The sequence below is a fragment of the Streptomyces sp. NPDC059994 genome (assembly GCF_042737755.1).
Lineage (GTDB): Bacteria > Actinomycetota > Actinomycetes > Streptomycetales > Streptomycetaceae > Streptomyces.
The window spans coordinates 25,939-42,013 of sequence record NZ_JBHWUR010000004.1 but is presented as its reverse complement, the minus strand read 5'-3'; the positions used below and the strand labels follow the sequence as shown (position 1 = coordinate 42,013).

At 73.4% G+C, this 16,075-nt stretch carries 2 protein-coding genes (1 of these 2 cut by a window edge); both read right to left on the bottom strand.

Annotation, left to right across the window (positions count from 1 at the left end; genetic code table 11):
* Positions 1 to 2,150: the 5' portion of an amino acid adenylation domain-containing protein gene (locus tag ACFWA7_RS03650; protein WP_385820643.1), read on the bottom strand. Its footprint begins 19,939 nt before the window's first position; the window shows 2,150 of its 22,089 coding nt (coding positions 1–2,150); its start codon is at positions 2,148 to 2,150; its stop codon lies off the left edge, out of view.
* Positions 2,147 to 16,075, bottom strand: coding sequence for an SDR family NAD(P)-dependent oxidoreductase (locus ACFWA7_RS03645; RefSeq protein ID WP_385820641.1), 13,929 nt, complete (start codon positions 16,073 to 16,075; stop codon positions 2,147 to 2,149). Before ACFWA7_RS03645 ends, ACFWA7_RS03650 begins: the two co-directional genes overlap by 4 nt.

Genomic DNA, 16,075 nt, shown 5'->3' with positions numbered 1-16,075 from the left:
AGCCGGTCGACGTCCTTGGTCGTCGCGCTGTCGCACACATAGCAGCGCCCGCCCGTGACCAGCGGCAGGAACAGCTCGACCTGCGCCATGTCGAAGCTGACGGTGGTGACCGCGAACAGCGTGTCGGTGCGGCCGAGTCCGGGCTCGACGGCCATCGAGCGCAGCAGGTTGGTGAAGCCCCGGTGCGGGATCATCACGCCCTTGGGCTTGCCGGTGCTGCCGGAGGTGTAGATGACGTACGCGAGTTCCGACTCGGTCACCGTCACCCCGGGCCGATCGCCCCGGGTCGCGGCGGCCGCGAGTTGGTCCCGCTGCTCGTCGAGGACCACGAGGTCGCCCGGCGCCGCCGCCCGCGCCTCGGCCGGCCGCGCGTCGAGCAGAGCCTGGGCCCTCGCCTTCAGCCGGGCCTGGGTGACGACCAGGGAGGTGCCGCTGTCCCCCACGATGTCGGACAGCCGCGCGGCGGGCAGCTCCGGGTCCAGCGGAACGTAGGCGGCGCCCGCCTTGAGGATGCCGAGCAGCGCCACGACCATCGCGGCCGAACGGTCGAGGAAGACCGTCACCAGGTCGTTCGGACGCACGCCCCGCGCCACCAGATGGGCCGCCAGCGCGTCGCTGCGGCGGCGCAGTTCGTCGTACGTGAGGATCTCGTCCGCACCGGTCACCGCGACCGCGTACGGAGTCCGGGCCGCGGCCGCGTCGAACAGGTCGTGCACACAGGGGCCGTCGGCCGCCGTGGGAGCGGTGTCGGCCGCGAAGAGCGCGTGCAGGTCCTCCAGGCGGACCTCCGGGTCAGTGGTGACGGCTTCGAGGACGCGCCGGTAGCGCTCGCCCAGGCCCGCCACGAAGTCGGCGCCGAACAGCTCGGGGTGGTACTTCCAGTGCAGCGCGTACCCGTCGCCCTTGCCCCACACCTCGACGGACAGCTCGTACTCGCCCTCCTGGTGCAGCTCCTCGACCAGCTCGTAGGGGCGGTCGGGGTCCGCGATGCCGTCGAGCACGTCCTGGAAGACGAACGCGGTCTGGAAGACCGGCGAGCGGCCGGACGGCGCGGCCTGGGCCAGATCGCGGGCGAGCGCGGCGAACGGGTAGCTGTGCAGCATCCCGTCGACGACCTCGCGCTGCACCTGGGCCACCAGCTGCCCGAAGGTCGTGCCCCCGGCGAGGCCCACCCGGACGGGCATCATGTTGATCATGAGCCCCATGGCGTCGGCGAGCTCTTCGCCGCCCCGCTCGTTCACCGGCATCCCGACGACGACCTCGGGCTCGTCGGAGTATCCGGCGAGCGTGACGGCGTACGCGGCGAGCATGACCGTGGAGGCGAAGGCGCGCCGGGAGGCGGCCATCTCCTCGACGGCGTGGGCGAGTTCGCCGGACAGCTCGCTGAAGCGGGTGTCCCCGGCGAACCGGTCGGCGACCTCGGCGTGCGGCCGGTCGGTGGGCAGGCTCAGCGCGGCGGACGGGCCCGCCAGCTTCTCCCGCCAGTAGCCGAGCAGTTCCGCGCGCCGGCTCGGCAGCGTCGCGCGCTCCTCGCGCACGAACGCCTCGAAGTCCGCGCCCGCGCGGGCCGCGTCCGGCTCGCCCCCGGCCAGCAGCGTCTCGTACGTGTCGAACAGCGCCTGCGCCAGCAGCCGGGCCGAGCTGCCGTCGAAGACGATGTGGTGGACGCTGACGAGCACGATCGAGGTGTCCGCCGGGCGGGCGAAGACGCGGATCCGCAGCAGCGGCTCCCCCTCCATGGCGAACGGCCGCTTGTGCTCGGCCTCCACCGCGGCCAGCGCCCCGGCCTCCGGCAGCGCGCGCAGATCCACGCGCGCGTAGTCGAGCTCACGGCCCGGGTCGACCGACTGCACGGGCCGGTCGCCCTCGCGGCCGAGGACCGTGCTGAGCACCGGATGCCGCCGGACCACCGCGCGGCAGGCCCGCTCGAACACCGCCTCGTCGAGCCCGGAGACCCGGAAGCAGAGCGGGACGTTGTAGGCGGCCATCCGCGGATAGGCCTTCTGGAGCGCCCAGAGACCGCGCTGGCCCTCGGAGAGCTCGTACGTCCGCGCGCCCGTCCGAAGCCGCCGCAGCAGGTCCCCGACCTCGCTGTCGGTGACCTTGCCCGCCCTGTAGTCGGCGATGAGGGCGCTGAGCTCGTGCTTCACTTCTGAGTTCTCTCTCCGTCGAGGAGCGCGATGGCGTCGTCGAGGTCCAGGTCGCCGTCACCGAGGCGCTCCAGCACCTCCAGGACCTCGGACTGCGGGGCGGTTTCCGGGGCGGGGCGCGTACGGCCCACGGGGACCAGACGGGCGACCCCTTCGGGGTACACGTCCACCAGGTGCGCGGCCAGCTCGCCGACCGTGGCGTACTCGAAGAGCGCGCTGGGCACGAAGCCCGGGGCGACGGTCGCGCCCAGCTCGCGGGTCATCCGGACGATCCCCAGCGAGCTCAGGCCCAGCTCCAGGAACCCGGCCTGCGGTGCGACCTGCTGGGCGCCGTGGCCCAACTGGTCGGCGAGCAGCCCGCGCAGGAACCCGAGCGCCCGTTCTTCGGCGGCGTCGGTGGTGTCGGCGCGGTGCGGCACCGGCTCGCCGTCGGCGAGGAAACGCCAGTGCGGGGCGGCGGGCCGAAGCTGCGGCTCCGGTTCCGGTCGTACGGGGGCTGCGGGCCGCGGAGCCGGTGCGGGCCGGATGTCCGCGGCCACCGACACCCAGTGCCGGTCCTTGGCGAACGGGTACGTGGGCAGGTGGAGGCGGTGCGGCGGGACCTCGTGGAGCGCGCTCCAGTCGACCGCGTACCCCTCCAGCCACAGCTCGGCGATCTTGCGCCAGTTGCCCTGCGCGGCCCATCGGCCGACCAGCTGCTCGCGCACCTCGTCCTCGTCCAGCAGCCGTGCGCCGGACGGGCGTGCGTCGACGCGGCCCCGCCAGAGGTTTCCGGAGGCGGCGCCGTCACCGGTGAGGAAGCGGCCGAGGCCGTCCTTCACCTCGTCGAGGCTGCGGGCGCGCAGCACCAGCCGCTCCTCCAGGGCGACCCGGCCGGTCTGGAGGGTGTGGGCGAGGGCGGACAGGTCGAGGCCGTCGTGCGCGTCCAGGAAGCGCAGCAGCTTCTGCGCGTACGCGCGCAGCCGGTCCTCGTCCTTGGCGGACAGCGGGACCAGCACCCCGCCGGGGACGTCCGACAGCCGCGCCGCCCCCGGCGCGGGCGCCTCCTCCAGGACGACGTGCGCGTTGGCACCGGTCGCGCCGAACGCGCTGACCCCGGCCCGGCGCGGCGCGCCGTCCTCGCTCGGCCACGCCGCCAGCTCCGTCTGGAGCCGGAACGGCGAGCCGGCCAGGTCCAGGTACGGGTTGGCGCGCTCCGCCGGTACCAGCGGGGTGAGCGTGCGGTGGTGGAGCTGGAGCACGGCCTTGGTCAGCGCGCTGATCCCGGCCGCCGACTCGGCGTGCCCGATCGCCGACTTGACCGAGCCGAGCGCACAGAAGCCCGTACGGTCGGTGCGCGCCCGGAAGGCCCGCTCCAGGGCCTCCACCTCCATCAGGTCGCCGATCTCGGTACCGGTGCCGTGCGCCTCCACGTATCCGAGCGACGCGGGGTCGACCCCGGCCCGGTCCAGGCAGTCGGCGACGACGGCCTGCTGCGCGGTGGCCGACGGCACCCGGAAGCCGGGGGTGCGGCCGGAGTGGCTGACCGCGCTGCCCTTGATCACCGCGTACACCGCGTCGCCGTCCTCGACGGCCCGGCTCAGCGGCTTGAGCAGCACCGCGCCCACGCCCTCGGCCGACACATAGCCGTCTCCCCCGGCCCCGAACGACCGCGCGGGCGCCTCCTGGGCGAGCAGACCGAGCAGGCCGTACGTACGGTACTTGCCGGGGTGCAGGGAGAGGTTGACCCCGCCGGCGAGCGCGGCGTCGCACTCGCCCCTGCGCAGCGCCTCCACCGCCAGGTGCACGGCGCTGAGCGAGGACGCGCAGACCGTGTCGACGGCCAGGGACGGGCCGTGGAAGTCGCAGAAGTGCGAGACGCGATGGGCGATGGTGGCCGCGTTCAGGGCCTGCGGAACGCGCTGCCCCTGGCGTACGGCCTCCTCCTGGAGCAGGGCGTAGTCCCGGTGCATGACGCCCACGTACACGCCCACCGCACGCCGTCGTGCCCCGTCCCGGGCAGCGGCCAGGGCGTCCGGGGTGTACCCGGCGTCCTCGACGGCCTCCCAGCACACTTCGAGGAACAGCCGTTCCTGCGGGTCGAGTTGGGCGGCCTCGTCCGCCGGGATGCCGAAGAAGGCGGCGTCGAAGGAGTCGACGTCGTCGACGAACCCGCCCCAGCGGGACAGGCCCGCGCGCGCGTCCTGCGGCCACCGGCTCCCGGGCACCTCACCGATGCAGTCCCGGCCCGCCTTGAGGTTCTCCCAGAACTCGGCGACGTCGGCGGCCTTCGGGTAGCGCCCGGCGATGCCGACGATCGCGATGTCCTGGCTGCCGGGCAGTTGGGGCCGCTCGGCCTGCGGAGCCTGCGGCTGCTGGGTGATCCGGCGCTCCCCCGGAACGGGGATCTGTACGGGCCGCTCGGCGACGGTCGTTCCGGCCGCGCTCAGGTGGTCCGCCAGCGCCCCGACCGTCGCGTGCTCGAAGAGCAGCGTCGGCGACAGGCGCCTGTCCAGGGCCTGCTCAAGGCGGCTGGCGACCTGGAGCAACTTGGCCGAGTCCAGGCCCATTTCGTAGTAGCTGATGGTCGTGGAGACCTCACCGGCGGACACGCCCAGCTGCTCGGCGATGACGGACGCGACCACCGCGCCGACGGCGTCGGCAGAGGCCGACGGCGTCACGGGAGCCGTGAGCGGCGCAACGGGGGCGAGCGGCGACGCCTCCGCGCCGCGGGCCGGGTCGATCAGACCCGCGTGCCGCACCAGCTTGCTGCTGAAGTCGGCCAGTTCGCCGGTCTTGCGGCCCTCCGCGTCGAAGAACTCCATGGTGAAGCCGAGCAGTTCCTCGCTCTGCCGGACCGAGGACCTGCGGACGCGAGTGCGGCAGGCGTTGCCGAAGGCGGCGGACGCGCGGAACGAGCCGTAGTGGAGCGGCAGGAACAGCTTGGGGTCGCCGCCCTCCGCGTACGCCAGGGCGCCGCTCGCGCCGACGGCGCTGCCGTCGATGAGCGTGGGGTGGAAGAGTTCGCCGCCCGTGCCCCCCGTCGCGCCGAGCCGCACCCAGATGTCCTGGGCGCCGACGGACACCGTGCCGTCGGCCTTCATGGGTCCGGAGTGGGCCACTTCCCGGGCCCGGTAGGCGCCGTACACCTCGTCGAGGCCGGTCACCCGCGCCCCGGGCTCAGCGTCGGCGGGAACGCGCTCGGCGAAGGAGACCGTGCCGGTGAGGCGGTGCATCTCGGCGGTGATGTACCGCTCCGCGCCGGCTCCGGTGACCTCGATGCGCCAGCCGTTCGCGGAGTGCCCGACGGCCTCGACACGGATGTCGACGGCGCTGTCGGCGTCCACGCTCAGCGGGCGGTAGATCGACAGGTCGCGCAGCTCCAGCGTGTCGTACGCGAAGCCGGACTCGGCGAAGCACCGGTACAGCAGGTCGATCCAGGCCAGGCCCGGCAGCAGCCGGCGGCCGTAGACGCGGTGGTGGTCCATGACCGGGTCACCGGCCGTGACGCGCCGGGTCCACACCTGTGTCCCGGCGGTTTCGACATGCGTGACCTGCGCGCCCGTGCGCACATCGGTCCGGGTCAGTTCCGGCATCGCGACGGGACCGCGCGTGGCCGGACCGGCGGGCGCGGGGCGGTGCTTGAGGACGACGTGTCCGTTGGTGCCGCCGTCGGCGAAGCTGCTCAGCGCCGCGTACGGCAGGACCGCGTCCGCCGCCTGCCGGGGGAAGGCGAGGTTGGCCGCGTCGAGGGAGAAGTGCTCCATGGGCTCCTGGCCCGAGCGGAACGGCACCATCCGCTGGTGGTGGACCATCAGCGCGACCTTGATGAAGGCGGCGATGCCCTCCGCACAGAGCGGATGCCCGATGTTGGGCTTCATGGAGCCCAGGTGCAGCGGCGCGGCGGTCGGCTCGCCTTCGCGGTACACCGCCTGGACGGCCTTCAGTTCGAGGAGGTCGGTCAGCTGCGAGCCCGAGCCGTTGACCTCCAGGTAGCGCACGTCCTGCGGCGCGCGGTCCGCCTGGCGCAGCGCGTCGCGCATGACCTGCTTCTGCGCCTGGAGGTTGGGGGTGGCGGGGCCGGCCGTGCGGCCGTCGTTGTTGATGGCGATGCCGTCGACCACGGCGTACACCGTGTCGCCGTCCCGCTCCGCCTGCTCCAGCGGCTTCAGTACCACGACACCGCAGCCCTCGCCGAGGACCACTCCGGCGGCGCGGCGGTCGAAGACGTGGAACTCGCCCCGTTCCTGCAACAGGCCCCGGCGGCGGAAGAGTTCGTGGTCCTCGGAGTCCGTGAGCAGGCTGACGCCCGCCACCACCGCGAGGTCCACCGACCCGGCCGCCAGCGCGTCGGTGGCGAGCTTCATCGCCACCAGCGAGGAGGAGCAGGCAGTGTCCAGGACCATGGCCGGGCCGCGCCAGTTGAAGAACTGGGAGATGTTCGCGGCCAGGTAGTTCTGCCCGACCGTCATGATCGGGTTACGCGCCCCGGCCACCAGGTCGTTGTCGGCCCGGCCCCGGCCGCGTGCGCCGACGTACACGCCGGTGTTGCTGCCGTCGAGCTCGCCGAAGCGGTAGCCCGCGTGGTGGACCGCCTTGAGGCTCTCCTCAAGGAGCACCAGCGCCTGCGGGTCCATCGCCCGGACGTCCTCGGCGTGGAGCATGAAGTACCCGGGGTCGAAGCCGTGGACGTCGTCGACGAGTCCGGCGGTGAAGTCGGTCGCCCGCCCCCAGCGGTCCTCGGGGACTGTACGGATGGCGGAGCGGCCCTGCGAGAGCAGGTCCCAGTACGCGTCGAGGTCCGGCGCGCCGGGCAGTCGGCAGGCCATGCCGATGACGGCGACGGGGCCGGCGGTGGGAGTGGCGGGCGCGGCCGGTGCCCTGATCACGGCCTCGGCCACCACGGCGACGGCCGGGGCGGGTGCGGCGACGGCCGGGACCGACGCGGGCGCCTCGTGCGGGAGAGGCGCGGGCCGCGCGGGGGCGAACTCGGCCGCGACCTCGGCCCCGTGCGCGCTGAGCAGCCACCCCGTCAGCTCGTGCAGGGTGGGGTGCTCCAGGAGCGTGGAGGGTTCGAGCGGCACGCCGAGGCGCTGCTTGATCCGCTGGAGGATCTGGGCGAGCAGGATGGAGTCGGCGCCGTAGTCCGCGTACGAGGTGCGCTCGTCCAGCACACCGGGCTTCAGCTTGAGCTCGGCCTCGAAGGTCTCGCTCAGGAACGCCATCAGACGCGGACCGGCTTCGGCACCGAGGCCGGACGCGGGTACGGACGCGGGCGCGGCGGGGGGCACGGAGGCGGGCGCCATGGCGTCGGCCGCCGGAGCCGTATCCGCCGCCGTACGCCGCTTCGGCCGCGGCAGCGCCGCCGCGTCGAAGCGCGCGGGGTCGACGCGCACCGGCATGACCACCGGGGCGTAGCGCGAGGTGAGGACCTGGTCGAGGAGGTCGAGCCCCTCGCGGTCGGTGATGCTGAGCAGTCCGGTGTCGGTGTACGCCTGGTTCTTGACCTCGCCGAAGCCGGTCTCGCGCCAGCTGGGCCACTGGACGCTGGTGATCGGCAGGGCGTGGGCGTGCGCCTGGGCGAAGTAGTCCAGGAACGCGTTGCCCATGGCGTAGTCGCTCTGGCCCGCGCCGAGCGCGGGGACGGCGGCGGAGACCGAGGAGAAAAGCACCATGAACCGGAGCGCCGTGGCGTCCAGGGCTGCCAGCAGGTTGCGGGTGCCCTCGATCTTCGGCGAGACCACACGTGCGATGCCCTCGACGGGCTTGCGGACGAACGCCGGGTTCTCGGTGTCGACCAGCCCGGCCGCGTGGATGACACCGGCGATCCGGCCCATCGTCGTCTCGATCGCCTCGATGCCGGCCGCGACCTCGTCGGCGCGGTCGAGCGGCAGCGCCAGGACGCGCACCTCCACGCCCCGCGCCTCAAGGTCGAGCACGGCACGGATCTTCGCGCGGACCGCCGGGGCGCACGCCTCGGGATCGCTCCACAGGTGGCGCGGGGGCAGCGGGTCCTTGCCGGTCAGCACCAGTCGGCGTACTCCGCGCCGCTCGACGAGGTGCCGGGCGCAGAGCAGGCCGAGGCCCCGGGTGCCGCCGGTCACCAGCAGCACCTCGTCCTCGGCGAGGTCCGCCCGGCCGGTGGCCTCGCGCGGGGCGAGGTCGTCGAGGGCGGGCGCGTGCCGGACGCCGTCGCGGTGGCAGATCTCCGAGTCGGCGCCGGGTCCGTCGAGTTCGCGCCGGACGACGGCGGCGAGCTCGGCGGCCCCCCGGGTCGCCGGGTCGAGGTCGAGGTGGCGGGAGGTGAGGCCGCCGTACTCGCTCTGGAGCATCCGGTACAGCCCGACCCGCGCCGCTCCCGCGAGGTCCTGCCGGGTCCGGGTGCGCCCGAACGATTCGAGGCCCTGGGTCACGTACAGCAGATCGATGTCCCGCGACGACTTGGCCGCGAGGACGCTCTGGAGCAGCGCCAGGGACTGGCCCGACGGTTCCCGCTCGGTGACGCCGGTGAGATCGACGAAGGCGGTTGCCCGCTCGATCCGGCCGGCCAGCCGCTGTTCGGCACCCGGGCCCGACTCCACCAGCGTCACCTCGTCGCACAGCCCGGTCAGCGCCGAGGCGAGCGGCGCGGTGGCGGCGTCGTGCAGGACGAGGGCGCTCACTCGTCGCGGCGCGACCCCGTCGAGCGGGGCCGGGAGCCACCGCTTGGCGAGGAAGCGCACATCGGCGCGCGGGGTGGCAGTCAGACCCTGGCCGACACCGTCGGCCGTGCTCGCGGCAGACTCCGGCACCCAGTGGCGGTCCCGGGCGAACGGGTACGTCGGCGCGCTCACCCTGCGCGGCGCGTCCGCGCCGCTGTGCAGCTTCCGCCAGTCCAACGAAGCACCCCGTACCCAGAGTTCCGCGAGCCGGGGAAGGTCTCCGCGCTCGGCGAGCCGGTCGGTGGTCCGCGCGAGCTCCTCGGCCGGGATCAGCGACAGGGCCTCGCGCCCCGCCTTCACGCTGCCGTTGACCAGGCCCGCGACATCACCCCCGGCCGCCAGGTACCGCTCAAGGCGGTCGGCGAGCGAGGCGAACGAGTCGGCGACGACGGCGAGCCGGGCGTCCATCGCCTCGCGGCCGGTCTGCAGCGTGTACGCCAGATCGGCGGGCGCCACCGCGTCGGGGCCGTCCGCCGACTCCCGTACGAAGCGCAGCAGCCGGGCCGCGTAGGCGCGCAGCCGCTCCTCGTCCTTGGCCGACAGCGGGAACAGCAGCGGCTGCCCGGAGGCGGCACTGCCGGGGCGGCGGGCGGCACTGTCGACGTATTCCTCCACCAGTAGATGAGCGTTGGAGCCGCCCGCGCCGAACGAGGAGATCCCGGCGAGCCGGGGACGGACCTCGCCGTCGACGACCGGGCGCTCCCACGCACGCAGTTCCTGGTTGACGACGAACGGCGTACCGCTGAAGTCGATGTTGGGGTTGAGGGTGCGCGAGTGCAGGGAGGGCGCGATCTGGCCGTGCCGCAGTTGCAGCAGCACCTTGGTGAGCCCGGCGATCCCGGCGGCGCTCTCGCAGTGGCCGATGTTCGACTTGGCCGAGCCGAGGTGGCAGTACTGGGTGTCGGCGGACCCGGTCGCCGCGCCGAACGCCTGGCTGAGGCCGGTGATCTCGATGGGGTCACCGAGCTTGGTGCCGGTGCCGTGGGCCTCGATGTAGCTGATGGCGCGGGGGTCGACCCCGGCCTCGTCGAGCGCGTCGCTGATCGCGGCTTGCTGCGCCCGGGGGTTGGGGACGGTGTAGCCGTTGGTGCGGCCGCCGTGCGAGACGCCGCTGCCCTTGATGACGCCGTAGATGTGGTCGCCGTCGCGCTCGGCGTCACGCAGCGGCTTCAGGAGCACGACTCCGACGCCCTCCCCGGGGATGTAGCCGTCGCCGCCGATGCCGAAGCTCTCGCAGTGGCCCTTGCTGGAGATGAACTGGCCCGCGCTCAGGCTCAGATACTTGTTGGGGTGGACGGTGACGTTGACGCCGCCCGCGAACGCCAGCTTGGTCCGGCCCTGGCGCAGGTCCCGGCAGGCCAGCTCGATCGCGGTGAGCGAGCTGGAGCACATGGTGTCCACGGTCATGCTCGGGCCGTGCAGGTTCATCACGAACGAGACGCGGTTGGCGACGCTCGCGTAGCTGCTGCCCAGGGCGTTGGGGTTGCCGCCCGGGGCGCCCCCGCCCGGGAAGAGCAGCTGGTACTGCCCCCACATCACGCCCGCGTACACACCGACCCGGCCGCCGAGACGGCGTAGCTGCTCGCGGGTGTGGCCCGCGTCTTCGAGCGCCGTCCAGGCGTGCTCCAGGAACAGCCGTTCCTGCGGGTCGAGGTAGTCGGCCTCGTGCGGGGAGATGTTGAAGAAGAGCGGGTCGAAGCGGTCGACCTCGGCGATGAAGCCGCCCCACTTGCTGTAGTGGCGGCCGGGCGCCGTCCGGTCCTCGCTGTAGTGGTCTCGCCAGTCCCAGCGGTCCTGCGGCACCTCCACGACGCAGTCGCGCCCGTCGCGCAGGTTGGCCCAGTACTCGGCGAGGTCACGCGCCTCGGGGTAGCGGCCGGAGATGCCGATGACGGCGATGTCGAGCGCGGAGGACCGGGGCGCGGCGGGCTCGGTCACCTCCGCGCGGGGCGCGGGCAGCACGTCGGCGGCCACGGCGCCGGTCGGCGCGACGGCGCCGGCCCCATCGGCCGCATCGGCTGCCTCGACGGTCCCGACGGTCCCGACTGCCTCCGCTGCCTCGGCGAACAGCGCCTCCAGCACCGCCCGGTGCCGCGTGACGAAGTATCCGCTCAGCTCGGCGAGCGTGTGGTACTCGAACAGGAGCGTCTTGGAGAGCGGGCCGAACGTGGCCTCAAGCCCCGCCGTCAGCTCGGTCGCCAGGATGGAGTCCATCCCGTACGCGCCGAGGAGTTCGTCCTCCTCGATCTCCCCCACGGCCAGCCCGGTGAGCCGGCCGAGCGCCTCCTTCAGGAAGCGGACGGCCCGATCGGTGAGCGTACGGTCGTCGACGGCGCGTGACTGAGCGACGGTGACCTCGGCGACGACACCCATGGGCTGCCGGGCGGCGGAACCCGTCTCCAAGTACGCCTGCAGCCGGGCCCGTTCGCCCACGCCCACCACGATCTGCGGCTCGCCGGCCGCGAGCGCGCGGTGGAAGGCCTCGATGCCCGCCGACGTCGCCATGGGGACCATCCCGGCGCGCGTCCGCAGCGCGTCGCGGGTGGCCGCGTCGGCGCCCATGCCGCCGCTCTCCCAGAGCGGCCAGCCGATGGCGACGCTCCGACCGGCGCGCTCGCCCGCACGCACCAGGGAGTCGCGGTGGCGGGCGAAGCGGTCGAGGAAGGCGTTGGCCACGGCGTAGTCGGCCTGGCCGACATTGCCGGTCGCGCCCATGATGGAGGAGAAGAGGACGAAGAAGTCGAGGTCCTCGTCCTTGGTCGCCTCGTCGAGGGCGACCGCCCCGGCGAGCTTGGGGCGCAGCACCCGGGCGAACTCCGCCGCGGACTTCTTCAGCAGGAAGTTGTCGTGCAGCACGCCCGCGCCGTGCACCACTCCGTGCACGGCCCCGTGGCGGCGTACGAGGTCGGCGACGAGTGCGGCGGTGCCGTCCGCGTCCGCCGCGTCGAGGACGTGGTACTCGACGCTCGCGCCGGTCTGCCGCAGCGCGTCGAGCCCGGCCCGCCGCTCCGCGTCCGGCTCGGCACGGCCGGTGAGGCACAGCACCGCGCCGCTCGCCCGGCGGGCGATCTCCTCGGCGAGGATCAGACCGAGGCCGCCCGCACCCCCGGTGATGAGGTAGACGCCACCTTCGCGCCATACCACCGGCCCGGCGTCGGGGAGTTCGCCCACCGGCTCCCAGCCGAGCACCCTGCGGCGCCCGCCTTCGCTGCGGACCTGCTGGTCCCGCGGGGCGCGCGCCTCCTCGGCAAGCACCTCGGCGAGCTCCGCGGCCGACGCGTCGGCGGGAACGGCGACGACCTGCCCGAGGAGCACCGGGTTCTCCAGGTGCGCGCTCTTCAGCAGACCGGACAGGGCTTCGTACGCGTACGGTTCGCCGTCGGCGGGCACCAGCGCCTGCACCAGTACGGGGGCGGTCGGCCTGCCGAGGAGGATGCCCTTGACGGCGTGCAGCAGCTCGACGGCGTGAGCGGTGACGGCCGCCGGGGCGCCATCGCTCTCGGCCGTCTCCGGCGGGTCCAGGAACGTGATCTGCGGTGCCAGTCGGCGCAGCTCCGCGAGCCGCTCGCCGAATCCGCAGGCCAGCACGGTCTGGGCGGTGAGGGCGGCGGGCTCGACGCTCGCGGGGGCGGGGGCGGGCCGGTCGTGCCAGACGGGCCGGAACAGGGTAACCGGGGCCTCGGTCTGGCCGGCGGCGCTCTCGCGCGTGGAGTAGCCGCGCAGGGTGGCGAAGATCCTGCCGTGCTCGTCGCACAGGTCCAGGTCCCACCGCCGCACCCCGGCGGTGCCGCCGGAGGCCGCGCGGATCCAGGCGTACGCGGTCACCGGGGTCGGGCCGTGCACCTCCAGCGCGTCGAGCGCGAACGGCAGCTCCGCGCTCCAGGCCGCGCCCGTGCGGGCGTCGTGGATCTGCGGGGCGTAGACGGCCTGGAGGGCGCCGTCGAGGATGCTGGGGTGGAGCACGAAGCCGCGCCGGTCGTCGCCCAGCGTGTCCGGCAGGGCGAGCGCGGCCAGTATCTCGCCGTCGCCCAGGCGGACTTCGCGCAGGGAGCGGTGTGCGTCGCCGTAGTCGAGCCCGGCGCCGCGCAGGGCGGCGTAGCACTCCTCGCGGCCCAGCTTGGCCGTGCCCATCCGGGCCTTCAGGGAGGCCAGGTCGAGCGCGCCGGGCTCCTGGGCGCCCCCGCGCGAACCGGTGCCGCGCGAGTGCACGACGCCGTCGCGCCCCCCGGTGCCGATCTCGTACGTGAAGCGGCCCTCGCCGTCGTCCGTCAGGGCGGTGTACGCGGTGCGGGGCTCGTCGGCGACGACGAAGGGCCGCTGCCACACCACATGGGCGAGCCGCACCGGGGCGTCCGTGTCGGCCGCGGTGGCACGGACCAGCGCCTCGCGGGCCATCTCCAGGTACGCGACTGCGGGCAGTACCTTCTCGCCGCGCACCCGGTGATCCCGCAGGTAGAAGTCCCGGCCGGAGAGGGTGGCACGGTATCGGGAGGGGTCGTCCGACACCGGGGCCCCGAGCAACGGGTGGGCCCGCAGCGGCGGTTCGGCCGCGGGGGCCGTGCCGGTCCCCGGCTCGTCGTCGAGCCAGTACCGCTTCTTGGCGAAGACGTGCGTGGGCAGCGGTACGCGCCGGGGCCTCGGCCCGTCCTCGTACAGCCGCTCCCAGTCGACGTCCGCGCCGCGCACCCAGGCGTCGGCCGGCAGCCCATGCCCCCGCCCGGCCGCGGGGGCTTCGGCCGGGGCTCCGGCGCGCCGCCTGGCACTCCCCCGGTGGATGTCCACTCCGCCGCCACCTGCAAGGAAACGTTCCAGCAGAGCGGTGAGAGCGTCAGTGTCCGCCGCCACCAGTGCGAGGCGCTCGGTCAGGGCCGCGCGGCCGGTCTGCGAGGTGTACGCCAGATCGGCGAGCCCGGCCGCGTCCGGCCGCTCCCGGCGGACGTGGTCGAGAAGGAGCTCCGCCTGCCGTACGAGCTGCGGCTCGCTCTCGGCCGACAGGACGACGAGGGAGGGAGCGGTGGGCGGGTCGGCCCTTGTGTCGCCGTTCTCGACGTACTCGGCCACGATCACATGCGCGTTGCTGCCGCCCGAGCCGAAGCTGCTGACTCCGGCGAGCCGTGCCCGGCCGCCCTGCGGCTCCCATTCGGTGAGCCGGTCGACCACCGAGAACGGTGAACCCGCCAGGCTGATCTGCGGGTTGAGCTCGGTGTAGTGGAGCGAGGCGGGCAGGGCGCCGTGCCGCATCGACAGGACGGTCTTGAGCAGGCCGGTGATGCCCGCGGCCGCTTCGAGGTGGCCGAGGTTGGTCTTCACCGAGCCGAGGCCGCACGGGGTGGCGCTTCCGGCGAACGCCCGGGTCAGGCCCTGGACTTCGATGGGGTCGCCGAGCGCGGTCCCGGTGCCGTGCACCTCCACATAACTGACGCCCGAGGGCTCCACGCCCGCGTCGGCCAGCGCGGCGGTGATCAGCCCGGCCTGCATCGCGGCGCTGGGCACGGTCAGACCGCCCGACTGGCCGCCGTGGTTGGTGGCGGTGCCCTTGATGACGGCGTGCACGTGGTCGCCGTCCGCGAGCGCCTTCGCCAGCGGCTTGAGCAGGACGACGGCGCCGCCCTCGGAGCGCACATAGCCGTTCGCGGACGCGTCGAACGTCTTGCACAGGCCGTCCGGGGACAGCATGCCCGCCTGGTGGTAGGCGACGCTGTTGGCCGGGTGGCACAGCACGTTGACGCCGCCGGCCAGCGCGGTCTCGCAGTCGCCCGCGCGCAGCGCCCGTACCGCCGAGTGCACGGCGACCAGCGAACTGGAACAGGCGGTGTCCACCTGGACGCTGGGGCCGCGCAGGTCGAAGAAGTACGACACGCGGTTGGCGATGATGGCCATGGACGTGGTCAGGCCGCTGTGGGCGCGCACCGGCAACCGGCGGGTGTCCATGACGCGCTGGTAGTCGGAGCCGCTGGCGCCGATGAACACTCCCATCGGGGTGCCGGAGACGGCGCTCGCCGAGTATCCGGCGTCCTCCAGACAGGCCCAGCCGAGCTCCAGCATCCAGCGCTGCTGGGGGTCCATGCGCCGGGCTTCGTTGGGCGAGATGCGGAAGAGCCCGGGCTCGAAGCCCTCCGCGTCCTGGACGAAGCCGCCGCGGTCGATGCCGGGGTGGGTGTCGGGGCCGATGCCGTCGGGCCACTGCCAGCGGCCGTCCGGGAGGGGGCCGACGGCCGAGCGCCCGTCCGCGAGGAGCTCCCACAGCGCGTTGTAGTCGTCGACGGCGCCGGGCAGCCGGCAGGCCATGCCGATGATCGCTATGTCACCCTCGGCGTCCTCGCGGGCCGTCGGCACCGGTTCCTGGACGTCGGCGGATTCCACCGGCTCCGGCTCGTCGCCGCGCACGCCGTCGAGGAAGGAAATGATTTTGGCGCCGGTGTTGTACTCGAAGAAGAAGAGGGGTTCGAGCGAGATGCCGTAGCGGCCCTCGATTTTGTCCTGGAGGTCCAGGAGACTGGCCGAGTCGAGGCCGAGCTCGAACAGCGGGCTTTCCAGGGAGAGTTGAGGGTCTTCGGCGTCGGAGCTACCGCTGAGAAGCCCTTCGAGGAACTCCAGGATTTCTGCCGTCAGTTCAGCTGTCGCGGGCACCGCGGTCGGGGAATTCGTCTGCGGTACAACGACCGCATCTCGCTCCAGCCGCTTCGCACGATCGAGCCGGGTGGCCAGATCGTATTCGACCAGAACACCGTTTCCACCGTTGACCAGATCGCCCGGCCGATAGCCGGGCACGAGGGAACGTATCTCAGCACCGTGCAGCTGATGCATGCGCAAAACGGTATCCAGGCAACGGTCTTGCGAATTCTTTGCCTGGATGTAGTCCGCGAGCTCGATCCCGGGGTGCCGCTTGAAGTCCTTGCAGCGGGTGACGCCGACGGCCGTGGCCACACCTGCGACCTCGCCGCTCCACTCCAGCAGGTGTTCGAGCAGGGCATCACCATACCCGAAGCTCTGCTTCCGCGGATCGATGTTGAGGGACAGCACGTGGGCGACGGCCCCGTCGGCCCGGTGCAGCCGGTCGGCCGTGTCGAACCGTACGGAGCGCAGGGCGTTGGGGTCGGCGATGCGCTGGGAATAGATGACGCCCCAGACCGTGCCCTCGTCCTCGATGACGAATTGGCTCTGCGGGTTGACCGTCAGACGCCGCCGGATCACCCGTGCGGAGACCCGCAATTCCTCGGCCCAGCACATCTCTTCCAGCTCCAT

Coding starts and splice junctions, on each gene's coding strand:
- ACFWA7_RS03645 (WP_385820641.1), bottom strand. CDS start 16,075: ATGGAGCTGGAAGAGATGTGCTGGGCCGAGGAATTGCGGGTCTCCGCA.